At 65.0% G+C, this 21,266-nt stretch carries 23 protein-coding genes; 15 read left to right on the forward strand and 8 right to left on the reverse strand.

Going from position 1 to position 21,266, the window contains the following annotated elements; genetic code table 11:
• Positions 1-20: 20 nt before the first annotated feature.
• From BVU17_07205 to BVU17_07215, 3 genes are read right to left on the reverse strand one after another with little or no spacing between them, the layout of a single operon-like run.
• A complete protein-coding gene (locus BVU17_07205; GenBank protein ID AUG47319.1) occupies positions 21-1,517 on the reverse strand; it encodes a 2-succinylbenzoate-CoA ligase in 1,497 nt (498 codons plus the stop codon).
• A complete protein-coding gene (locus BVU17_07210) occupies positions 1,510-2,556 on the reverse strand; it encodes an o-succinylbenzoate synthase (protein AUG47320.1) in 1,047 nt (348 codons plus the stop codon). Before BVU17_07210 ends, BVU17_07205 begins: the two co-directional genes overlap by 8 nt.
• A complete protein-coding gene (locus BVU17_07215; GenBank protein ID AUG47321.1) occupies positions 2,553-3,512 on the reverse strand; it encodes a 1,4-dihydroxy-2-naphthoate polyprenyltransferase in 960 nt (319 codons plus the stop codon). Before BVU17_07215 ends, BVU17_07210 begins: the two co-directional genes overlap by 4 nt.
• A gap of 134 nt (positions 3,513-3,646) precedes the next feature.
• Between BVU17_07215 and BVU17_07220 the strand changes: the two genes are divergently transcribed.
• Positions 3,647-5,266: a long-chain fatty acid--CoA ligase gene (locus BVU17_07220; protein ID AUG47322.1), complete on the forward strand. Its 1,620-nt coding sequence runs from the start codon at positions 3,647-3,649 to the stop codon at positions 5,264-5,266.
• Positions 5,267-5,423: 157 nt separating this feature from the next.
• Entirely contained in the window at positions 5,424-7,670 is a 2,247-nt protein-coding gene (locus BVU17_07225) for a two-component system sensor histidine kinase/response regulator (GenBank protein AUG47323.1), read from the forward strand.
• Positions 7,671-7,777: 107 nt separating this feature from the next.
• On the opposite strand, the gene BVU17_07230 is transcribed toward BVU17_07225, so the two are convergent.
• The 4 genes from BVU17_07230 to BVU17_07245 all read right to left on the reverse strand — a co-directional run bounded on the left by BVU17_07230 (position 7,778) and on the right by BVU17_07245 (position 10,616).
• Positions 7,778-8,212, reverse strand: a complete 435-nt coding sequence (locus BVU17_07230; GenBank protein ID AUG47324.1) for a hypothetical protein — start codon at positions 8,210-8,212, stop codon at positions 7,778-7,780.
• 271 nt (positions 8,213-8,483) lie between these two features.
• Complete coding sequence (locus tag BVU17_07235) at positions 8,484-8,774, reverse strand: hypothetical protein (GenBank protein AUG47325.1); 291 nt, start codon at positions 8,772-8,774, stop codon at positions 8,484-8,486.
• Positions 8,767-9,783, reverse strand: coding sequence for a PGF-CTERM sorting domain-containing protein (locus BVU17_07240; protein AUG47326.1), 1,017 nt, complete (start codon positions 9,781-9,783; stop codon positions 8,767-8,769). The genes BVU17_07235 and BVU17_07240 overlap by 8 nt, the downstream gene beginning before the upstream one ends.
• 77 nt (positions 9,784-9,860) lie before the next feature.
• Positions 9,861-10,616, reverse strand: a complete 756-nt coding sequence (locus tag BVU17_07245) for a hypothetical protein (protein AUG48858.1) — start codon at positions 10,614-10,616, stop codon at positions 9,861-9,863.
• Between the two features lie 75 nt (positions 10,617-10,691).
• Between BVU17_07245 and BVU17_07250 the strand changes: the two genes are divergently transcribed.
• Positions 10,692-11,147 (forward strand): phospholipid-binding protein, encoded by a 456-nt coding sequence (locus BVU17_07250; GenBank protein AUG47327.1) that lies wholly within the window; start codon positions 10,692-10,694, stop codon positions 11,145-11,147.
• A 7-nt stretch (positions 11,148-11,154) separates the two neighbouring features.
• Here the strand turns inward: BVU17_07250 and BVU17_07255 are convergent, their stop codons facing one another.
• Positions 11,155-12,081, reverse strand: a complete 927-nt coding sequence (locus tag BVU17_07255; protein ID AUG47328.1) for a UDP-glucose 4-epimerase — start codon at positions 12,079-12,081, stop codon at positions 11,155-11,157.
• Positions 12,082-12,198: 117 nt separating this feature from the next.
• On the opposite strand from BVU17_07255, the gene BVU17_07260 reads away from it, so the two are divergent.
• The 12 genes from BVU17_07260 to BVU17_07315 all read left to right on the forward strand — a co-directional run bounded on the left by BVU17_07260 (position 12,199) and on the right by BVU17_07315 (position 21,254).
• Positions 12,199-12,852: a disulfide bond formation protein DsbA gene (locus BVU17_07260; GenBank protein AUG47329.1), complete on the forward strand. Its 654-nt coding sequence runs from the start codon at positions 12,199-12,201 to the stop codon at positions 12,850-12,852.
• Positions 12,849-13,391 carry a tRNA (cytidine(56)-2'-O)-methyltransferase gene (locus BVU17_07265; protein ID AUG47330.1) on the forward strand — a complete coding sequence of 181 codons (543 nt, stop codon included), beginning with the start codon at positions 12,849-12,851 and terminating at the stop codon, positions 13,389-13,391. The genes BVU17_07260 and BVU17_07265 overlap by 4 nt, the downstream gene beginning before the upstream one ends.
• Positions 13,392-13,446: 55 nt before the next feature.
• A complete protein-coding gene (locus BVU17_07270; protein AUG47331.1) occupies positions 13,447-14,799 on the forward strand; it encodes a sulfatase in 1,353 nt (450 codons plus the stop codon).
• A complete protein-coding gene (locus BVU17_07275; GenBank protein ID AUG47332.1) occupies positions 14,796-15,353 on the forward strand; it encodes a dihydrofolate reductase in 558 nt (185 codons plus the stop codon). Before BVU17_07270 ends, BVU17_07275 begins: the two co-directional genes overlap by 4 nt.
• Positions 15,354-15,451: 98 nt before the next feature.
• Complete coding sequence (locus tag BVU17_07280) at positions 15,452-15,703, forward strand: hypothetical protein (GenBank protein AUG47333.1); 252 nt, start codon at positions 15,452-15,454, stop codon at positions 15,701-15,703.
• 178 nt (positions 15,704-15,881) lie between these two features.
• Complete coding sequence (locus BVU17_07285) at positions 15,882-16,412, forward strand: transcription factor E (protein AUG47334.1); 531 nt, start codon at positions 15,882-15,884, stop codon at positions 16,410-16,412.
• Positions 16,412-17,083 carry a hypothetical protein gene (locus BVU17_07290; GenBank protein AUG47335.1) on the forward strand — a complete coding sequence of 224 codons (672 nt, stop codon included), beginning with the start codon at positions 16,412-16,414 and terminating at the stop codon, positions 17,081-17,083. Before BVU17_07285 ends, BVU17_07290 begins: the two co-directional genes overlap by 1 nt.
• Before the next feature lie 10 nt (positions 17,084-17,093).
• Entirely contained in the window at positions 17,094-17,876 is a 783-nt protein-coding gene (locus BVU17_07295; GenBank protein AUG47336.1) for a hypothetical protein, read from the forward strand.
• A 75-nt stretch (positions 17,877-17,951) separates the two neighbouring features.
• Positions 17,952-18,794, forward strand: a complete 843-nt coding sequence (locus BVU17_07300; GenBank protein ID AUG47337.1) for a nucleolar — start codon at positions 17,952-17,954, stop codon at positions 18,792-18,794.
• The gene (locus tag BVU17_07305) at positions 18,791-19,423 is read left to right on the forward strand and encodes a fibrillin (GenBank protein ID AUG47338.1); all 633 of its coding nucleotides are present in this window, start codon (positions 18,791-18,793) and stop codon (positions 19,421-19,423) included. The genes BVU17_07300 and BVU17_07305 overlap by 4 nt, the downstream gene beginning before the upstream one ends.
• A 106-nt stretch (positions 19,424-19,529) precedes the next feature.
• Positions 19,530-20,609 carry a carboxylate--amine ligase gene (locus tag BVU17_07310; protein AUG47339.1) on the forward strand — a complete coding sequence of 360 codons (1,080 nt, stop codon included), beginning with the start codon at positions 19,530-19,532 and terminating at the stop codon, positions 20,607-20,609.
• Between the two features lie 90 nt (positions 20,610-20,699).
• Positions 20,700-21,254, forward strand: coding sequence for a transcriptional regulator (locus tag BVU17_07315; GenBank protein ID AUG47340.1), 555 nt, complete (start codon positions 20,700-20,702; stop codon positions 21,252-21,254).
• Positions 21,255-21,266: the final 12 nt, after the last annotated feature.

Raw genomic sequence — 21,266 nt, forward strand, 5'->3', positions numbered from 1 at the left:
TGGCTGTGGCCCCCAGTCCGCTATGCCGATTCGTCCGATTCGCTGGCAGTCCTGAGCCGCGACCGGACGGCCTCGCGGTCGACGGTGCCCGAGGGCGTCCGCGGGAGCCCGTCGACGACCCGGACCGTCTTCGGGACCTCGTAGGCCGCGAGCCGCCCGGCGCAGTGCTCGCGGACGGCCGCGGGCGTCACGTCCCCGACGACCAGCGCGGCGACCCGCTGGCCCCACTCCTCGTCCGGCAGACCCACCACGGCCGCGTCCTCGACGGCGCGGTGGTCCCGAACCGCCGCGGCGACCGTGCCCGCGTCGACGTTCTCGCCGCCGGTGACGATACGGTCGTCGACGCGGCCCTCGACCCAGAGGCGGCCGTCGCCGTCGCGGTAGCCCAGGTCGCCTGTCCGGAAGCCGAACTCGCCGAACGCCGCGCCGTCGCCGCTTAGATAGCCCGACGTCACTGTGGGACCGTCGACGACTATCTCGCCGCGTTCACCGGGATCGCAGGGCTCCCCGTCCGAAACGACCGTCACGTCGGTGAACGCGAGCGGCTGGCCGACGGTGCCGGCATAGTCGAAGGCCGTCTCCGGCCGGGCCGTCGCTATCTGGGACGCCGTCTCGGTCATCCCGTAGGTGGGACAGACCGGGACGCCCCGCTCCCGACAGCGGTCGACGAGCGCCTCGGTCGCCGGCCCGCCGCCGAGCAGGACGAACCGGAGCGCGGACGGCGGTTCCCAGCCCGCATCGAGCAATCGCGAGAGCATCGTCGGCACCAGCGAGACGCCCGTCGCCCCGTGCTCCGCGATGACCCGCTGGGTCGCGTCGGCGTCGAACGACCGCTGGACGACGACCGCCGTGCCGTACAGCGCGCTCCGGACGAACGGGGCCAGCCCGCCCATGTGGTAGGTCGGCAGGCAGACCAGCCAGCGGTCCGTCGGCAGGACGCCCAGCCGGTAGGAGGACGCGACGGCGCTGGCGACGAGGTTGCCGACCGTCAGCCGGACGCCCTTGGGTTCGCTCGTGGTCCCCGAGGTGAAGACGACGAGCTGGGTGTCCGTCCGGGAGAGGGCCGCCGGCGTCACGTCGGACTCCCGGTCGGCACTCGCTCCGTCCGGCTGGACCGGGAGGTCTGCCACCGAGACGACCGGGCACGTCGCCGCTTCCGCGGCGAGGTCGCGCGTCGACGGCTCACAGACCAGCAGGTCCGCCTCGACGGTCGCACACTGTGCCCGGAGCGTCGCCGCGTCGAGTTCGACGTTCAGCGGCGCGAGCGTCGCGCCCAGTCGCATCGTTGCGAACAGGAGCGTCCCGGTTTCGGGTCGGGTCGGCAGGAGTGTCGCGACGGTTGGGTCTGCGTCGAGTCGCCGGTCGAAGTCGGCGGCCACCGCGTCGACGGCGGCGTCGAGTTCGCGGTATGTCGCCTCGTTGCCTGCGTCCGCCGCAACCATCGCCGTCCGGTTTGGCGTGGCGCTCGCCCGGTGGGTCACGAGGTCTTTCGTCGGCCAGTCGATTGGGTCACGCATCGGTTTCCACCTCTGCTGGATTGATGCCGAGGCCGGTCGACTGGGGGACCGACATCGCGCCGTCGGTCACCGTCGTCGGGTCCGGCGCGAGGTCGACGGCCAGTCTGTCGCCGGTCGCCAGACCGCAGGCCGAAACGTCAGGAATCGCGGCGGCGACGTGTAGCGCCGCGAGGCGGGCGACGACCGCGTCGATAGTCGTCGTGACGACCGGCTCGACGCCCTGCTCGCGGGCGCGCATCGCCAGCGTGTGGGCGTTGCCCGGGCCGCCCAGCACCATCGGTTTCAGTATCAACACGTCGGCTGCGTCGGCGTCGAGCACGCTGTCGACCCGACGGTCGACGAGCGACTCATCAAGTGCGACGCCGACGCCATAGCCCCGAAGCTTGGCGTGGCCGGTGAGGTCGTCGGCCGGGAGCGGCTGTTCGACGTAGGCCACGTCCAGCGGGGCGAGCCGGTCGATGGCGTCTGCGGCCTTCTCGCGGGACCACGCGCCGTTGGCGTCGGCCCGCAGGGTCACGTCGTCGCCCACGCGCTCACGGACGGTCCGAACGCGCGCGACATCTTCGTCAACGGTTCGCTTCCCGACCTTGACCTTACAGCAGTCGTAGCCGGCCGCGACCGCCCGCTCGACGGCGTCGGCGGTTTCGGTCGGGGACCCGTCGCCGACTGTCGCGTTGACCGGGACGCGATTACAGTGCCTGTCGGAGTCGAACCACCGGTATAGCGGCACGCCATCGGCCCTGGCGTCGGCGTCCAGCAGCGCGGTCGCGAAGCCGTGGCGGGCGGCGGGAACCGATGCGGCGTCAAGCGAGAGGAGAATGTCTGTGTGCCCGCCGTCGGCCGCGACTGTGGTCGCGTCATCGAGCGCGCGCTGACAGTCGTCGGCGGACTCAGTCCAGCCCGGAAGCGGCGTGGCTTCGCCGACACCCGTTTCGCCGCGGTGGTCGTAGCGGACGACGAACCCTGAACGCTGGCTGATAGTCTCGCGGGCGGTGGCAAGCGGACTCGACAGCGGGAGCGAGAACGAGTCGACCTTCATAGTAACTGTGGGATGGCGAGTCCCAGCGCGAACAGAACGGAGTGGGCGAACAGCGTCTGGCCGACCCGTTCAAGCGTCGGGTTCAGCGCGTCGCCGCTGGTCTGCGTGAGGACTGTTTTCGAAATCGTCGCCGCCAGTGGCAGGGTCAACAGCGGAGCCAGTGCCGGCAGCCCGTACTGGCCGTCAAGGGCGAACACGACCGGGACAGCGTAGGCCATCCCGACCAGCAGGAGAAATTCGACGCGGCTCCATCTGTAGCCCATGTAGACGGCCAAGGTCTTCTTGCCCGCGGCGCGGTCCGTCTCGCGGTCGCGGATGTTGTTGACGACGAGAATCGCGGTCGACAGGCCGGCCGCCGGGAGGCTCGCCGTGATAGCGGCGGCAGTGACTGACCCCGGCGGGAGTGTCATCGGGAACGTGCCGACGCCGCTTGCGCTCGCAACAGCCTGCACGTAATATGTGCCGGTGACCGCGATGACGCCAAAGTAAACGAACACGAACAGGTCGCCCAGACCGCGGTAGCCGTAAGGGAACGGACCACCGGTGTAGAGAATCCCGGCGGCGATACCCGAGAGGCCGACGACGACGATGGGAAGGCCGCCGACGGCAACGAGATAAATACCGATGACGACGGCGAGCCCGTAGGTCGCGATCATCGCTCGTTTGACTTCGTCGGCGTCGATGAGGCCGCCAGCGGTCACTCGGGTGAACCCCTCGCGTTCGTCGGTGTCGGCCCCCTTCACCGCGTCGTAGTAGTCGTTCGCGAAGTTCGTTCCAATCTGGATGAGCAGCGCACCCACCAGCGCTGCGACTGCCGGCAATAGAGCGAAGACGCCGGCGTGGACTGCCAAGCCCATCCCGACGATGACCGGCGCGGCCCCGGCAGGCAGTGTTTGTGGCCGCGCGGCCATCACCCACGCCTGCCGCTTCGAAACGTCCGCCGTCGCTGTACTCATTGGCGAAAACTGGGGACGCTATCCCCAAAGCGACTGTGGTTCGACGGACACCCAAAATATGACCCGTTCTGAGACAGCAAGATCAGGGGAGTATCACAACCACTTTATCATGATTAACCATACGATAGCCTGAGATGCATAAGCCACTGCTTACCACGGATTTTCTCGACCGGGCGCGGGAATACTACGGGGATAAAGAGGCCATCGTCGCCACGACCGGCGAGCGCTTCACATACGACGAATTCGGCGAGCGAGCCGACGGGTTCTCTGCGGCGATGGCTGCCCGCGGCATCGAGAAGGGGGACCGGGTGGCCGTGCTGGACCCGAACACGCACTACCAGCTCGAAGCGGCCTACGGGACCATGCAACTGGGCGCAGTCCACACACCACTGAACTACCGGCTCGTGCCGGACGATTTCGAATATATTCTCTCGGATGCGGAGGTCGACGCCGTCTACGCGGACTACGAATACGCGGATAAAATCGAGCCGATCCGCGACGAGGTGCCCACCGAAATTTTCGTCACCAACGACACCGACGCCGTCGACGGTGACTGGGAGTCCTTCGACGACATCATCGAGGAGGCGGGGACCGACTACGACCGCCCCGAGATGGACGAGGACGACCTCATCACCATCAACTACACGTCGGGGACGACCGGCGACCCGAAGGGCGTCTGCCGGACCCATCGTACCGAAACGCTCCACGCTTACATCGTCGCGCTCCACCAGGAGATCTCGGACGACGACGTGTACCTCTGGACGCTCCCGATGTTCCACGTCAACGGCTGGGGCCACATCTTCTCCGTGACGGGGATGGGCGCGAAACACGTCTGCACCCGCGGCGTCGACGCCGAGGGCATCTTCGAGGCCATCAGGACCGAGGACGTGTCCTACCTCTGTGGCGCGCCGACGGTGCTGAACATTCTGGCGGACCGCTACGACGACCACGATGGCGACATCGAGACAACGGGAGCCAACGACGTTCGCATCGCCACGGCCGGCAGCGCGCCGCCGGAAGCAGTCATCCGGACCGTCGAGGACGACTTCGGCTGGTATCTGAAACACGTCTACGGCGCGACCGAGACCGGCCCGCTTGTCACGACCTCCGACGCTCGCCGCTTCTTCGACGACGGCAGCGACGCCCGCTTCAGCGTCAAGAAGCGGCAGGGCATCGGCTATCTCGGGACAGACGTCCGGGTCGTCGACGAGGACGGCAACGACGTGCCCCACGACGATGAGACGCTGGGGGAAGTCGTCGTCCGCGGCAATCAGGTGATGGACCGCTACTGGAACAAGCCCGAACAGACCGAGGAGGCCTTCTCGGACCGCGTCGAGGGCTACTACCACATGGGCGACCTGGCGACGGTCGACGAAGACGGCATGATCGCCATCCGCGACCGCAAGAAGGACATCATCATCTCCGGCGGCGAGAACATCTCCAGCATCGAACTGGAGGACACGCTTTACGAACACGACGCCGTCAGCGACGTCGCGGTCATCCCTGCGCCGAGCGACGAGTGGGGCGAGACGCCGAAGGCCTTCGTGGTCCCGAACTCCGGTGACCCCGACAACCCCGGTGTGACAGCCGAGGACCTCCGGACGTTCACCCGCGAACAACTGGCGACCTACAAAGTCGTTCGCCGGGTGGAGTTCGTCGAGGAACTGCCCACGACGGCGACCGGGAAGGTCCAGAAGTACGAACTCCGCGAGCAGGAGTGGGAAGACGAGGACGAGATGGTCGGCCAGGGGTAGCGACGCGCGCCACCCTCACAGACATGTAGAAGAGGGATTCTGACACGAGCCAATGACAACACACGTCGACCGGTAATAGTGTGGATGTGTCAGCGTCCGATTCCAGAGACGGTCTTTTAAGTCAGCGACCTATACTGTGTGACAACTACCCAAACCTATGACGCATATTGCTGACCCTATCCGTATTCTTCACGTCGACGATGAGCCGGGGTTTGCCGACATGACGGCAACGTTTCTCGAACGCGAGGACGACCGGATAGACGTCCAGACTGCGACGAGTGCCACGGCGGGGCTGGAAACTCTGGCCGACACCGACATCGACTGTGTCGTCTCTGACTACGATATGCCCGAGCGGAACGGCATCCAGTTCCTCGAAGCCGTTCGCGAGGAGTACAGGTCGCTTCCGTTCATTCTCTACACTGGCAAAGGGTCGGAGGAAATCGCAAGCGACGCTATCTCGGCTGGTGTCACCGATTATTTGCAGAAAGAGAGCGGCACGGACCAGTACACGGTGCTGGCAAACAGAATCACGAACGCTGTGGAGTCCCAGCGAGTCAAGCGAGAGCGCAACCGCCAGCTTGACGCCATCGAGAGCGCAAAGGAGGGGATCAGCATCCTTGACGAGGACGGGCGGTTCATCTTTGTCAACGAAGCGTACGCGGACCTCTACGGCTACGAGCCCGAGGAGATGCGGGGGGAGCACTGGGAACTGCTGTACCGGGATGAGGACATCCCGCGCATCTACGAGGACATCCTTCCGACTGTCGAAGAAAACGGCTACTGGACCGGGACGACGATGGGACTCCGTGCTGACGGGAGCACATTCACCGAGGACCACGTGCTCGCGATGACCGACCACGGCGAGCTGGTCTGTACAGTCCGGGACCTCTCTGAAAGACAGGGCGACGAGCAGGAGCTGTCCCGAATCAAACGTGCGATGGACGAGGCACCCATCGGTATCGTGATCACCGGTCTCGAACAAGAAGGGACTCCGATAATCTACACCAACCGCCGGTTTCTGGAACTGACCGGCTACACAGAGTCGGAGGTACTCGGCCGAAACTGCCGGTTCCTGCAGGGCGAGGCGACAGAGTCCGAGCCGGTCGACGCAATGCGTGCGGCCATTGAAGCGGACGAGTCTGTGTCGGTCGAACTCCGGAACTACCGGAAAGACGGGACCCTGTTCTGGAATCAGGTGACTATCGCACCCGTGCGTGACGATGACGGAGCGGTCGTCAATTACGTCGGGTTCCAACAGGATATCACCGAGCGGAAAGAACACGAACACCGCCTCAGAGCACTCAGTGAGTCGGTCCAAGACCTACTCCGGGCTGACACCCGCGAAACGGTGGCCGAGATCGGCGTCGAAACGGCGCGCACTGTCCTGGGGCTCGAAGCGAACACGATTCACCTCTACGACGAGGACGCACGGACTCTCGAACCGGTCGCCGCATCCGACGCGATATATGAGCTGATAGACGAGTTGCCGACCTTTACGCCCGGGGATAGCATTGCATGGCGCGTCTACGAGTCCGGCGATGCTCTCGCCGTCGACGACGTCCATGCTGACCCGGACATCTACAACCCGGACACGCCGATCAAAAGCGAACTGTATCTTCCGCTTGGCGAGCATGGCATCCTGCTGGCCGGCTCGGAGACGGCCGCGGCGTTCGACCAGCGGGACGTCGTCCTCGGGGAGATTCTCGCCGGACACGTCACCAGCGCGCTCAAGCAGGTCGAAGGGACCGAACAGTTACGTGACCGCGAACGGGCTCTCGAACAGCACAACGACCGGCTCGAATCGTTCACCAGCGTCGTCTCACACGACCTACGGAATCCGCTGAACGTCGCCCAAGGCCGACTGCAACTCGCACGCGAGCAGTGTGAGAGTGAGCATCTGGCCGCTGTCGAGCGAGCACACGAGCGGATGGACACGCTGCTAACTGATCTGCTCACGCTGGCACAGGACGGTGATACCGTCACCGACCGCGAACCGGTCGCGCTCGCATCGCTCGCCGAAAACTGCTGGAAGACTGTCGAAACGGCCGATGCGACACTCATCACCGATATCGACCGGACCGTGCTGGCAAACGAGAGCCGTCTGAAGCAGTTGTTCGAAAATCTCGTTCGGAATGCGGTCGAACACGCCGGAACGGATGTGACCGTGCGGGTCGGGGCATTGGACGACGGGTTCTACGTCGCCGACGACGGCCCCGGTATCTCCGAAGACGAGCGAGAGACAGTGTTCGAAGCCGGCTACTCGACGAGCTCGGAGGGAACTGGGTTCGGGCTCAGTATCGCCCGGCAGGTCGCCTCGGCACACGGCTGGGAGCTCAGCGTTCGAGACAGTGCCGATGGTGGCGCACGCTTCGAGATTACCGGCGTCTCGTTTTGTGATTCGTAGCGACTGGGGAAGCGTCCGTCTGGGGTGTCGTTGGCACCCGTTCGAAGGGCCTCGCCGCCCCGCAACTGCTCGATACCGTTCGCAAAACCGTCGCAAACTGCGTTCCGTTAGTCTTCGAGCGCGTCGGCGATACGGTCAAGCGACCGTCGCATGTCGTGGACTTCGTCCCGGAGCTTTCGCATCTCGCGCGTGAGCTCCTCGTTGTCGCTGCCGCCCGATTCCTCGTGCTGCCCTGGCGGGCCGCCGCCCATGCCGCCGGGACCGCCCGGACCGGGGCCGCCGGGGCCGCCGCCCATCATGCCGCCCATCATCTGCGCGAACGGGTTGCCGCCGCCCATGCCGCCGGGGCCGCCGCCACCGCCCATCATCTCTTCCATGCGCTCTTCGCGGCTCATCTCTTCGCCGTCGCCCTCGCCTTCTTCGCGCTCCTCGGCGCGCTGCTGTCGGATCTCTTCGACCCGCTCGCGGAAGGACTTCTCCTCGCCGCCGTCCTCGGTCGCATCCGCCGATTCGTCAGCGTTCTCAGGTTCATCGTCTGCCATACGCCCGGCTTTGGTTGGGCCGCTGAAAAGGGTTGCCGTCCGAAGGCAGGCTGCGGTACAGGCGGTTAGCGAAGGACGCTGGTCCGGAGAATCTCACCGTATTCAGGTGACTGGTTCGCGAAGTTGGAGATGAACCGAGTCACGCTGGCGTCCGGCCAGGAGGTCGTCGGGTCGTGCGCATACCGTTCGACGTTTCTCTGACGGGGTTCCGAAACCTTGGGCTGCTGAAAAGACGGTCGAGAGTGCCTGATATAGCCAGCGACAGCCCGTCTCAGGCGAGCCGTCGGACTAGCACCGAGAGCCCCAGCCCACAGGCGAGGATGACGACGAGGTTGAACCCCGCCCTGAACAGCGGTCGATACCTGTCGGTGACGAACGTATCAATCGCCGACGACGCGGAGAAGTAGAACTGGAGCGTCGCGATGAGCGCCACGAGCGTGAGGATAGCGAATACTGCCCACTGTGCGTAGATTGCTATTGCCGGTCCGGTGTCGTCGTCCGGTTCGTCAACAGCGTCGCCGGTGTCCTGTGCCACTGCGTCGGTGGTGGAGGTGTCACTCATTGGTCTGTCTCCGTGCGATGAGGAGGCCGCTTGCGAGGACTGCAATCAGTCCGAGCACCGCCGTGAAGCCGGGACCTTCTCCGGCCGCAGTCTGCTGTGGCTCTTCCATCTCCCGGTCTTCGGGGCGGTCCTGCTCGAAATCGCTGGACTGGAAGCCGATCTGTTGTCTGGTTTCGTTCTCCTGCAGCCGCTCCGTCGGATGGAGGTTCGCCGGAGAACTTTCCGTCCCGACGATGACGCCGTCCGAGAGCAGCATCCCGTCAAGCCAGTAGTTGTAGTCGTCAGGCACCGTCAGTTGCGTTCTGATGATCTCCGTTCGGCCGGGCCGAATCTGACCGACCCGCACGGTCGACTCGTCTGCGATGACGTTCGAGTCAGCCTGCCGCGCCCGGAGGCGCAGCGAGAGGTCATCAGACGGATTGTTGCCGGCGTTCGTGACGTACACCGAGACGTTCAGCGTCGTCTGGTTGTTCGAGACGCTGTCAATCCGATAGGTGATGGAGTCCAGCGGGACGCCGGCGTTCTCGAACCGCTGGAAGGTCACGGTACTGCGAGCGTACGCCGGAGTGAGTGCGTCGACGTTCTGGACCGACCGCTGACCGGTCTCGACGCGGTTACCGTCCTCGTAGACGATTGTGTCGATCCGATAGCCGCCCGCCCGCTCGACTGTAATGTTTGACCGCACCGATACTTCTCGTTCCCCTTCGATTGTGCCGACTGACTGCCGCGTGGTCGTCGCGACGAGGCCGGTGTCCGCATCTATGGCCCGCGTCTCGACAGTGACGTTCTCGGCCGGCCCGCCGCGATGTGAGAGTCGGGCGTCTAGAGAGAGCGTCACAGTCTGGCCGTCGACCGACGCCGGTTCGATGGTCGTCTCGCGGAGGTCGAGGTAGCTCTCGCGAACGTTGTCCTCGGGTTCGGAGAGCGCGCCGGGGACCGCTGTTGCACCGATGAGCATGGCCAGGACGACCACGACCATGCCACCGGTCAGGAGGGTTTCACGTCGCACAGACGAATGGCCAACAGCCGCCTTTAAATGTCTTCTGCACTGTCAGATTCGGAACACAGCGACGTCAGTCTCCACCGTTACCCGAACGCGCCGAGGCTCGACTGAAGGTCCCGGTCGGTCCCGCCGTCTGAGAGTTCGTAGCCAACGAGCTGGCGGAGGTCCACGGCGTAGACGCTGCCGTTGTTCGCAAGCACGGCGACTCGTCCTTTCGTCCCTCGGACGGTCCCCGTCGCCAGGATTTCATCCATCGGTCGGTCCGACAGAGTCAGACCGTACTCGAAGTCGTAGGTCGCCAGCGGGTCGTAGCGCTCACACAGCGACGCCCACCAGTCGGTGTCGACGGACTGGTCGAAGCCCGATATTTTGGTGGGCACTCTGACCCGGTCCCCCAGTTCGGCGGCGATGTCGGCTTCGACCTGTCGGGCGATACGGCCGTCGGCGACGGTCCGGAGGTGGGCGGCCTTGTCTGCTCCCTGCTCGCGGAGCCGGGTTTCCAGCCGCCAGGAGCGGGTGACGCCGACCTTGATAACATCGGGCGCGAACGCCGCCAGATACACCGCGTGTTCCTCGTCGCAAGTGTCGAGCGGTTTGTTGCAGTCCCCGGTACAGCGAGCACACGGCCAGATGTCGGTGTGTTCCGGGCAGTATGGCGCGGGGTCGTTGTCACAGTGAAAATGTCGGTCGCCGTCGACCGCGCCGGCGCAGTGTCGCTCGCCGAGTGTGTATGAGAGTTCGGTGTCCGGGTCCAGCCGCTCAGTAATCACGCTCCCGTCCTCGGCCAACAGGAGCGCGGCGTGTTCGTCGACCCGCGCGCGATAGCCCACGACCTGCACGTCCGGCGGTTCGGCGCGGAGCCGCAAATGGCTGCCGGGACGATGTTTTTATCGTTGTCTGTCATATCTTCAGACATGGCAAATCTACAGCTCCGAAGTCCGGCGTTCGACGACGGCGAGCGCATTCCCGAGGAACACGGCTACTCGGCAGCGAACACGAATCCCCCGCTGGAGGTCGAGACTGTCCCGTCGAACGCCTCGTCGCTCCTCCTCATTGTCGACGACCCGGACGCGGAGGAGCCGGCCGGGAAGGTGTGGGACCACTGGCTCGTCTGGAACATCCCGCCAGATATCGGCCGGATTCCGGAAGGATGGGAGCCTGCCGAGGCAACAGAGGGACAGAACGACTTCGGCGAGGTTGGCTGGGGCGGTCCGAGTCCGCCCGACCGAGAACATACCTATCGGTTCCTCCTGTACGCGCTAGATACGACGCTCGACCTCTCTCCGGCGGCAGACAAAGATGACGTATACGACGCGGCTAGCGGCCACGTCGTCGAAAAGGCACAACTGAACGGTACGTATCCGGCCTGAGCCGCGCTCAGAGTTCTTCGAGCAGTTCGCGGGTCGACTGCCGCACCGCGTCGTCGCTCGACTGTTCGGGTTCCCAGCCGAGCGCGGAGAGCTTATCGATGGAGAGGCGCATCCGCGGCACGTCGCCGGTCCAGCCGCGGTCGCCGCCGGTGTACTCGTACTCGGGGTCGATATCCATCTCGTCGGCGACGATGCTGGCGATGCGGTCGACCGAGGTAGTCGTCCGCGTGCCGAGATTGAACACGTTGTGGTCCCTGTCAGCGTGTTCGACGGCAAACAGCATCGCGTCGAGACACTCAGAGATGTGCATGTAAGATTTCTCCTGGCGGCCGTCACCGAGAATCGTCAGCGTCGACGGGTCCTCGGAGAGTTTCTCGATGAAGTCGGGAATGACCGCCCCCCGCAGGCGTGGCCCGACGATATTGGCGAACCGGAACACCCACGACTGGATGTCGTGGCTGTGGGCGTACGTCGAGACGAGTGACTCCTCGGCGAGTTTCGCCGCGCCGTAGACGCTGATCGGCTCAAGCGGCGCGTAATCTTCCGGTGTCGGTCGCGGCGCCTCGCCGTATACCGTGGAGGACGACGTAAACACCAGATTCCCGACGCCAGCGTCCTGCATTCGTTCGAGGATGTTGTACGTGATGTCGCTGTTGTCCTCGAACTGCCGGCGGGGGGTGTCCGTATCCACCAGTTTCGACGCCGCGAGGTGGACAACGAGGTCGACGTCGCTCGTGATAGCCTCAGCGACGACATCGGGGTCGGTAAGGTCACCGTCTAGATAGGTTGCGTCCCCGTGGACCCACTCGGATTGTCCGTTCGCTTCGTTGTCGACGACCACTACGTCGTTGTCCGGAACGAGGCGCTCCACCAGATGCGACCCGATAAAGCCTGCCCCGCCGGTGACGACTATTCGCTTCTCTGATACGTCCATAGTTGCGATGTTACGTATGCGAGGTAAAACGTTGCGGTCGCGGCCGATTCCAGTGGAGTCGGTAGCCCCGTACCGGATGACAACGTCGTTTTATAGCTTCCCCTGTGAGAGTCGGCTATGACTCGATTCACTCGCCGCGGCTTCCTCTCGGCGACGACTGTCGCTCTCGGCGCGCTGGCCGGGTGTGTCGGTGGCGGTTCCGAGTCGGCCGGAACGGAGACGCCGACCCCCGCGCCGGGCCAACCGCTCTCGACGCCGGTTGCAGGCGACCCTGAAGCTGACGTTACGGTCGCTGTGTACGAGGATTACGCCTGTCCGCACTGCGCGACCTACTCGGAGTCCGTCTTCCCTAAAGTTCAAGACGACTACCTCACTGCTGGAGCCGTCCGGTACGAGTTCCATGACTTCCCGATACCGGTCGACGAGGAAGTATCGTGGCAGGCCGCAAGCGCCGCGCGTGCCGTACAGGACAACGTCGGCGACGAGGCCTTCTTCACCTACTCCAAGCGTCTGTTCGCAAACCAGAACCAGCTGGGGCCGGACACCTACGCCGACCTGACGGAGGGACTGGACGTCGACGGCGAGACCGTTCGAGCGGCTGCGACGGGGGAGCTGTACCGCCCGACGGTCTCCGGTGACCGCGAGGCCGGTATCGACCGCGGCGTCCAGGGAACACCAGCCGTGTTCGTCAACGACGAGCAGGTCGAGTGGAGCGAGATTGCTTACGAACCGGTCCGGGACGCTATCGAAGCGGCACGGAGCGACGGATGAAGGACTCCCCGCAAGTGACGGTACTTCGGCTGGGCCACCGCCCCGGTCGGGACGAGCGGATGACGACCCACGTCGGACTCACCGCACGCGCGCTCGGGGCAGACAAGGTCGTGCTGGCCAACGCTGCCCGCAACCAGGCCGACACCGTCATTGACATCACCGACCGGTTCGGCGGCCCCTTCGACGTGGCTTCGACGGAGGAGCCAAAGCGACTCATCCGCGACTTCGAGGGGCGCGTCGTCCATCTGACGATGTACGGCGAGCCGGTCCAGGACGTGGAAGGCGACGTTCGCGCGGCCCACGCCGAGGAGCCGCTGCTGGTCGTCGTCGGCGCGGAGAAAGTCCCCTTCGAGGTGTACGAACACGCCGACTGGAACGTCGGCGTCACCAATCAGCCACACTCCGAGGTCGCCTCGCTAGCTGTCTTCCTCGACCGCCTGTTCGAAGGCCGGGAGCTGGACCGCGACTGGGAGAACCCCGACAGGGTGGTCGTCCCGCAGGAAACCGGCAAGCGGGTCGTCGACCCGGACGAAGAGTGATACCCACGCAGTTGTGCCGCGGGCCTTTTATCGCTCGACGCTAACTGTGGCTCAGATGTCGCGTCACAACGTGTTGCTCGTCGTCGCTGACAGTCTCCGCGCTCGGAGCACCTCCGTGCTGGGCTATCGCCGTGAGACGACGCCCTTCCTCGACGCCTTCGCCGAGGAAGCAACGGTGTACACGCAGGCTCGCAGCCCGAGCAACTGGACCGTCCCCAGCCACGTCAGTCTGTTCACGGGCCACGAAACCCACGAACACGGCGTCGACCACACCGCTAGACTCGACGCCGGCCACACGATCTTCGAGGAACTGGCCGATGCGGGCTATGACACGGGATTGTTCTCCGATAACCCGTTCCTGACCGACCACGAGTCGGGCCTCGACGAGGTGTTCCAGACGGCTGTCGGCTCGCCCGAAGAGTACGATTCGGCGTACGAGACCAACGGCTCGCTGGGCGACTGGCCCAACGGCTTCTGGTACGCCGATCGGACGCTAGAGTGGATCTCTGAGCGGGAGGGCGACTGGGCCGCCTGTATCAATCTGATGGACACCCACCGCCCGTACGAACCGCTCGCCGAGTACGACGAGTGGAGCGACGAGCGCTCCCGCGACATGCAGGAGTCGATGGGATTCAAGTGGCACTGGGAGTTCCTCTCGGGGACCCTCTCGCTTGGCTTTGCCGGCATTCTCGAACAGATATACGACGGCGCAGTCCGGCAGGCAGACGCCATCTTCGAGAGTCTGATCCGTGGACTAGAGGAGCAGGGTGTCCTCGACGACACGCTGGTCGTCTTCGCCGGCGACCACGGCGAGGGGTTCGGCGAGCCGACGGCGATTCCTGCGGAGCCGCCGGCGGTCAGCCATCGCATCGGGACCCACGACACGATGTACCACGTCCCGCTCATCGTCCGTGCCCCCGGCCAGCGTGAGGGACACCGCGTCACCGACCTGGCGACGCTCAGCCGATTCCCCGACGCCGTCCGCGCGATGGCGCTCGGCGACGGCAACGCCGACGGCCCGGCGTTCGCCTCGCCGAACGGGACCGTCGTCGCGTCCCAGTCCCCTATCGGTCCGGCGATGCGCGAGGAGGCCGAACGGGTCTGTGGGGACGCCACCCCGTTCGCAAAACACGCCAGGCTGGTCTATCACGACCGGCCCGGCGACGAAGTGCGAAAACGGGCGGCGTGGGGCGACAGTGCCCACGAATCCATCATCAAAGGCTGTGGCGGCACAGCCGAGGATACCGATATCGATGCCGCCATCGTCCGGAACCACTTCGACAGCGACCGGTACGCGGACGTGGATATTGCAACGCCGCTCGACGGCTACACCGAGTTCGAGGATGCGTCCGACACGCAGTTTGCCGGGGACCTCGACGAGCGACTGGAGGCACTGGGATACAAATGACGACAATACCCGACACAGAACTGGTCCTTGTGGTCGCCGCCGACGAGAACAACGTTATCGGTCTGGATGGCGGCGTCCCCTGGCACTATCCCGAGGACGTGCGCCAGTACAAGGCCCGTATCGCCGGCCACCCTATCATCCTCGGCCGGCGGACGTTCGATTCGATGAAGCCCATCCCGGACTGCTACACCGTCGTCCTGACGAGCGACGACAGCCGGAGTGCCAATGCGGAGACAGTCGAGTACGCCACGACGCCCCAGATAGCCGTCGAAGCAGCCGCCCGCGCCGGTACGACCGAAGCGTTCGCCGGCGACAGCGCTGGCGCAGGTGACTCGCCGCCTATCACGTACGTCATCGGCGGCGAGGCGGTGTACGACCTGTTTCTCCCGTTCGCCAGCCGGGTTTTCCTCAGCCGCATCCACGAACGCAACGAGGGCGACCGGTATTTCCCGGATATGGGTTCAGAGTGGACAGAACTGTCCCGAGAGTCGTACGACGGGTTCGATGTCATCGAGTACAAGCAGGCGTCGCCGCGGCCGCTTGAGGACCTATGACCGGTCACCGATGAAGCAGGCGACCCGAAACTGTCCGTGGTTTGAAAACCATAGCTGTTAAAGTAATCCAACTGACTACTATTCGGCAGCAACACGCGATGTTAGATAAAATCAAAAAATCCGTATCAGATGTACTCTCGGGTGGGAAGGAGCAGTCGGATAACGGACTACAGGCAGGCACGGTGAGTAATAAACGCATTCAGGCTAGCTCTGCCGGCGACGACGGTGCAGATTCGACCGGCGAACCCGAATCGAATCTCTACGAGTGTCCGTCCTGTGACTCCGTCTTCGTCGCTATCGACAAAGAGACGTGCTCCTCCTGCCGGACTCCGGTCGAGCGAATCGAATAGCGGGGCGGCGCTGTTGGATACCGTTTCAAACGGTAGCGGAAAACACTGCTCACCGCCGCTGTTGCTGAACATCGGGCTCGAGAGCGCTCCGTGCCAGCAGCACGGTCCCGTCCCGTGTCGGCGTTCAAGAGAGGACGACCCGATGGTTTTAACCACGTGACTCCCGGATGTGCGGGTAATGGCTTTTGAGGAACTCTTGGAGGACCCCGTCATACAGAAGTACCTCCACGAGCTGGTCGGACCGAAAGGGATGCCGGTCGCCGCCGCGCCGCCGGACGGCGAAGTGACCGACGAGGAACTGGCCGAAGAGCTCGGGCTCGAACTGAACGACGTGCGCAGAGCGCTGTTTATTCTCTACGAGAACGACCTCGCGACCTATCGTCGGCTCCGAGACGAGGACTCCGGATGGCTCACGTACCTCTGGACGTTCCAGTACGAGAAGATTCCCGAGCAACTGCAAGAGGAGATGCACCGCCTGCTCGACGGCCTCGAAGAGCGCCGCGAGTACGAGCGGGAAAACGAGTTCTACCTCTGTGAGCACTGTGGCATCCGCTTCGAATTCGGCGAGGCGATGGAGTTCGGCTTCGAGTGTCCCGAGTGTGGCAATCAGGTCGAAACGATGGAGAACACCCGTCTCGTCACCGCGATGGAGAACCGCATCGAGGAGCTCAGAGACGAGCTGAACGCCGACGTGGACGTGGAAGCCTGATGGTCGTTCTCGGTACAAAAGTGTACGTCGCCGGCGACGCCCGGGACCGTACGCTCGACGGACTGCGCTCGATGGTCGGCAACGAACTCGGCGACCTCGACGTGGAATACGACATCGGCCTCCGGGACGACGAGTTCCCGTCGGTGACTGTCGACGGCCCCGACGAAACCGTTGCGCGAAACCTCCTCCGCGAGGAGTTCGGCGAGCTGGTCGCCGACCACGAGGACGGGGAGACGTACGTCGGAACGCTCGACTCGTGGGACGAGGACGGCTTCGTTCTCGATGTCGGCTTCGGCCAGACGGTCCGGATTCCGGCTGAGCAGCTCGGTCTCGGCCAGGGGACGCCGACCCAGATCCGAAAGCGGTTCGGACTGGTCCAGCACCTGCCGCTCCGGTTCGTCGCCGGCGACCCGCCGCGTCTCGCCGAAGTCGAACAGGATCGCCTCTACGAGTGGACCCGCGGCAACGGCCGCATCAACGCCAACAGCGTCACCCGCTCGGAGGCGCGCGCCACGGTCAACCGCGCCGGCCACGCACAGGACATCGTCACCGTCGAACGCATCGGCCTGCTGGAACAGAGCATCGTCTGTAACCCGGACACCGACCCGCCGGGACTGCTCGCCGACATCGGGCAGTACATGCCGTCGGAGCTGCTGGCAATCGTGCCCTGACTTTCGAGCCATGAAACGCCGCCACCTCCTGCTGGTCGCCGTTCTCGCACTGGTCGCCCTCTCGGGCTGTACCGGCTTCTTCGGCTCCGAAGAGGTCGACCCGGAGCGGCTGAACGAGAACGCGAGCTACGACTGGAACACCTCGGCAGACGGGACCATCGTCATCGAGGAGTCGAAATACACCGCCGTCTACGCCGTCGAAAACGAGACGACGTTCGACGTGTACACCGTCGACAGCCTCGGGCGCGAGCGGAGCGTCCCCATCAGTGCGCTTCGGTTCCGGTACGAGAACGGAACTGTCGTTAGCGCCGCCAACTCCTCGCTGAGCGCCTCGGAAACCCGCCAGCGAACGACTGTCAATCTCTCCGGGAACGTCTCCGGAAAAGTGGGGTACTCAGTTGGGCGGACCGGCAAGCGCTTCGCCTCCCCGACCCTCGTCGAAGACGGATCGTACACGGTCGTACTCCCGCCCAACACTGGGGCCGGGATACCGTTCCTCTCACGGATTAGCCCGGGTGGCTACGAGTCCGAGACCGTCGACGGCCAGCAGGTCATCCGCTGGGACGAGGTGACCGCCGACCAGATTATCGTCCGGTACTACCTCGACCGTGACCTGTGGCTGTTCGGCGGCCTGTCGGCCATCGCCATCGTCATCGGCGTCGTGGGAACGCTGTACTACTACCGGCAGCTACAGGCGGTGATTCGCCGACGCAAGGAGGCCGGTATCGACCTCGAAGAAGAGGACGGCGACGACGACCCGCGGGACCGCGGGCCGCCGCCAGGAATGCGCTGAGGGCGGAACGGGACTGAGCACGGTTCGCAGACGCTAACCGGGTCACTTTTTCGCATCCGGCGTGCACACACGGCTATGAGCAACGGGTGGTTCGCCGGGCTGGACCCGGACGACGACGCGGCCGCTGTCGAACAGATAGCGGCCGGGCGAGCCGACACGCCGGAAGACTGGCCACAACAGGCCATCGCGGCGGGGTTCGCAGACGATGAAGCGGCCTACTACGACCGGCTGCACGAGGTGACGATGGCGGCCACCAGCGCGGCGGTCGCCGAACAGGAGGGCGCCGACGACCAGCAGCTTGTCCACGCGGTGCGGGCGATGGCCGACTGCGAACGCACGGCGAATGAACTCTCCGAACGGGTCGCTGAATGGGGCGGAAGCCGATACGGCGACAGCGGAAGCGGCGTCGAGTACGCCCGCTCACTGGCCGACCGGGAGGACGAGGACGAGGGCGACACGGCACTTCGAGCGCTCGCCGAGCAGACGGCCGGGCTGGCCGACGAGGCGGACTCGCTTCGGGCGTACATCGAGCGGACCGCGCCCGCCGTTGCGCCGAACCTCTCGATGCTGGCCGGACCAGTGCTGGCGGCCCGGCTCATTTCACTGGCCGGCGGCCTCGAAGCGCTGGCGAAGAAACCGAGCGGGACGGTGCAGGTTCTCGGGGCGGAAGACGCGCTCTTTGCCCACCTCAAGGGGAACGCACCGTCGCCGAAACACGGCGTCATCTTCACCCACGAGTACGTGCGCGGAACTCGCCGGGAGGACCGCGGGTCGGCCGCGCGAGCACTCGCCGGGAAGCTCTCGATTGCCGCCCGTATCGACCACTACAGCGGCGACCGCCGGCCGGACCTGCAGGCGGAACTCGACGACCGAATCGAACGGATTCAGGCACGAGCCGAGGAGGGAGACGACGAATGACGCTGCCAAACGGCGTCGAACGCCACGACTTCGGCGGCGAGGCGAGCCTCGCCACACAGGGACAGCCGGTGTACGGCGAGCGGACCGACGGCGACTGGCGGCGGTGGGACCCCCACCGCTCGAAGCTCGGCGCGATGCTCGAACAGGGAATGGACACCGGCCTCGACGGCGGCGAGACGGTGCTGTATCTCGGTGCGGCGGCCGGGACAACGGTGAGCCACGTCGCCGACTTCTGTGGCCCGACTTACGCCGTCGAGTTCGCCCCTCGGCCGGTTCGGGAACTGCTCGACGCCGCGGAGAGCCGTCCGAACCTCTTCCCGCTGCTCAAGGACGCCCGCAAGCCCGGGAGCTACGCCCACGTCGTCGAACCGGTCGATGTCGTCGTGCAGGACGTGGCGACACGAGGGCAGGCCCGGGTGGCGGCGCTCAACAAGCGGTTCCTCGGCGACAACGGCCGGCTCCTCGCGGCGATCAAGGCCCGGAGCGAGGACGTGACCGCCGACCCCGACACTGTGTTCGACAGCGTCCGCGAGGAACTCAGCGCCGAGTACGAACTGCTTGAGACGGCGCGTCTGGACCCGTATCACGAGGATCACCTCGGTATCGTTGCCCGGCCCCGCGAGGACTGATTCGGTCCCTTCTGCTCACGCGACTTACTTCACGCGCGGACCAGTTATGCGGGCTGTGCGGGCAGGGACGGAAGGCTTTACCGGGTCGATTCCGATGTGCTGAGTAATGGACGCGACGGGTTCTGCCGAGCATTTTACCCGGATGGGGACGCTCGGCATCGAGGAAGAGTTCTACGTCGTCGACGAGTTCGGTCGCCCGACGTCTGGCACGGACGAGCTCGTCTACGAAACGGAGCCGCCAGCGGTTCTCGACGGCCGGCTCGATCACGAACTGTTCAAGTGCGTTATCGAGACACAAACACCGCGTATCGACGACCCGGCGGACGCCGGTGACCACCTCCGGTCGGTCCGGGATGCGCTGGTCGGCCACGCCGACGCGAACGGGTTCGGGGTCGCCGCCGCGGGCCTGCATCCGCTGGCGAAGTGGCGCGAACTCGAACACGCCGAGAAGCCACGCTACAAGTCACAGCTGGACCGCATCCAGTATCCACAGCACCGCAACACGACCGCGGGCCTGCACGTCCACGTCGGTGTCGACGACGCCGATAAGGCCGTGTGGGTGGCGAACGAACTCCGCTGGCATCTCCCGCTGATGCTCGCGCTGTCGGCCAACTCCCCGTACTGGAACGGCTTCGACACCGGGTTGCAGTCCGCTCGCGGAAAGATCTTTGAGGCCCTGCCCAACACTGGGATGCCGACGGCGTTCGACGATTACGACGCCTTCGAGGCGTACGAGCGGCGGATGCTCGAAACGGGCAGTATCGACGACCGGGGCGAACTTTGGTTCGACGTGCGACCCCACTCCGGCCACGGCACCGTCGAAGTGCGTGCGCCGGACGGGCAGGCCGATCCGGACCGCGTGCTTGCCTTCGTCGAGTACGTCCACGAACTCGTCGTCGACCTCGCTGAGCGCTACGAGGACGGCGAATCCGGCCGACAACTCCGCCGAGAGTTCCTCGACGAGAACAAGTGGCGCGCGATCCGTCACGGCCAGTCCGCGGACCTGCTGTCGCGCGATCTTTCGACCACACGCTCTGTCGAAGAACTGGTCGAAATCGAGAGTGACCGACTTGATATCGATGGTTTGTGGGAGCTGTATGACCGCGAAAGCGGCGCAGAGCGACAGCGCCGGCTTCGCTCTGAGGAGGGTGTCATGGCGCTCGCGGACTCACTGCGACTGGCCTGACCTGGGACCGGAACCGGCTGATTGGCACGGCAGAGAGCTATAGCCAAGGTTTTTATTCAGCTGTAGCTTTTGTCCTCACAGAGACAACGTATGTCTGCAGACGACACCGACCACGACGACCTCGAGGACACAGACGATGTCCGTGACCGAATCGAGCAGGAGGCAGACCGCGCGGTCGAGCAGTTCGACGAAGGGATTGTCGACCTGCTGGCGTGGGTCCTCGACACGGAGACGCGGGCGCGGATCTACGTTCACTTGCGACAGCAGCCCGAAAGCACCAGCGAGGAGATAGCCGAGGGGACCGGCCTGTATCCGAGCACTGTCCGCGAGGCCCTGGCCGCGCTCACCGAGGAAGAGGTTGTAACGCGTCAAAAGCGTGAGAGCGACGGCGCGGGCAACAACCCCTACGAGTACAGCGCCATCTCGCCGAGCGACCTCGTCAACACCATCGTCGGTGACATCCAGTCGGAACTGAACACGGTGTTCAACCTCGACGATCACATCGGTGGCGAAACGACACTAGAACCTGACGACGAGCCGGTAACGATCTCTGTCGAGGATGCGAACGACGACGCCGACGCGAGCGAAGATACTGGCAGCGACGAGGGCGGATCTGAGGACGAGAACGACGACGCCGACGTGTAGTCAAACCCCGCT

It is taken from the genome of Haloarcula taiwanensis (genome assembly GCA_002844335.1).
In the GTDB taxonomy this organism is placed as follows: Archaea; Halobacteriota; Halobacteria; order Halobacteriales; family Haloarculaceae; genus Haloarcula; species Haloarcula taiwanensis.

Excerpts from the sequence above, each read along its gene's own strand:
- BVU17_07205 (AUG47319.1), bottom strand. The coding sequence starts at position 1,517 with ATGCGTGACCCAATCGACTGGCCGACGAAAGACCTCGTGACCCACCGG.
- BVU17_07210 (AUG47320.1), bottom strand. The coding sequence starts at position 2,556 with ATGAAGGTCGACTCGTTCTCGCTCCCGCTGTCGAGTCCGCTTGCCACC.
- BVU17_07215 (AUG47321.1), bottom strand. The coding sequence starts at position 3,512 with ATGAGTACAGCGACGGCGGACGTTTCGAAGCGGCAGGCGTGGGTGATG.
- BVU17_07220 (AUG47322.1), top strand. The coding sequence starts at position 3,647 with ATGCATAAGCCACTGCTTACCACGGATTTTCTCGACCGGGCGCGGGAA.
- BVU17_07225 (AUG47323.1), top strand. The coding sequence starts at position 5,424 with ATGACGCATATTGCTGACCCTATCCGTATTCTTCACGTCGACGATGAG.
- BVU17_07230 (AUG47324.1), bottom strand. The coding sequence starts at position 8,212 with ATGGCAGACGATGAACCTGAGAACGCTGACGAATCGGCGGATGCGACC.
- BVU17_07235 (AUG47325.1), bottom strand. The coding sequence starts at position 8,774 with ATGAGTGACACCTCCACCACCGACGCAGTGGCACAGGACACCGGCGAC.
- BVU17_07250 (AUG47327.1), top strand. The coding sequence starts at position 10,692 with ATGGCAAATCTACAGCTCCGAAGTCCGGCGTTCGACGACGGCGAGCGC.
- BVU17_07255 (AUG47328.1), bottom strand. The coding sequence starts at position 12,081 with ATGGACGTATCAGAGAAGCGAATAGTCGTCACCGGCGGGGCAGGCTTT.
- BVU17_07260 (AUG47329.1), top strand. The coding sequence starts at position 12,199 with ATGACTCGATTCACTCGCCGCGGCTTCCTCTCGGCGACGACTGTCGCT.
- BVU17_07265 (AUG47330.1), top strand. The coding sequence starts at position 12,849 with ATGAAGGACTCCCCGCAAGTGACGGTACTTCGGCTGGGCCACCGCCCC.
- BVU17_07270 (AUG47331.1), top strand. The coding sequence starts at position 13,447 with ATGTCGCGTCACAACGTGTTGCTCGTCGTCGCTGACAGTCTCCGCGCT.
- BVU17_07275 (AUG47332.1), top strand. The coding sequence starts at position 14,796 with ATGACGACAATACCCGACACAGAACTGGTCCTTGTGGTCGCCGCCGAC.
- BVU17_07280 (AUG47333.1), top strand. The coding sequence starts at position 15,452 with ATGTTAGATAAAATCAAAAAATCCGTATCAGATGTACTCTCGGGTGGG.
- BVU17_07285 (AUG47334.1), top strand. The coding sequence starts at position 15,882 with ATGGCTTTTGAGGAACTCTTGGAGGACCCCGTCATACAGAAGTACCTC.
- BVU17_07290 (AUG47335.1), top strand. The coding sequence starts at position 16,412 with ATGGTCGTTCTCGGTACAAAAGTGTACGTCGCCGGCGACGCCCGGGAC.
- BVU17_07295 (AUG47336.1), top strand. The coding sequence starts at position 17,094 with ATGAAACGCCGCCACCTCCTGCTGGTCGCCGTTCTCGCACTGGTCGCC.
- BVU17_07300 (AUG47337.1), top strand. The coding sequence starts at position 17,952 with ATGAGCAACGGGTGGTTCGCCGGGCTGGACCCGGACGACGACGCGGCC.
- BVU17_07305 (AUG47338.1), top strand. The coding sequence starts at position 18,791 with ATGACGCTGCCAAACGGCGTCGAACGCCACGACTTCGGCGGCGAGGCG.
- BVU17_07310 (AUG47339.1), top strand. The coding sequence starts at position 19,530 with ATGGACGCGACGGGTTCTGCCGAGCATTTTACCCGGATGGGGACGCTC.
- BVU17_07315 (AUG47340.1), top strand. The coding sequence starts at position 20,700 with ATGTCTGCAGACGACACCGACCACGACGACCTCGAGGACACAGACGAT.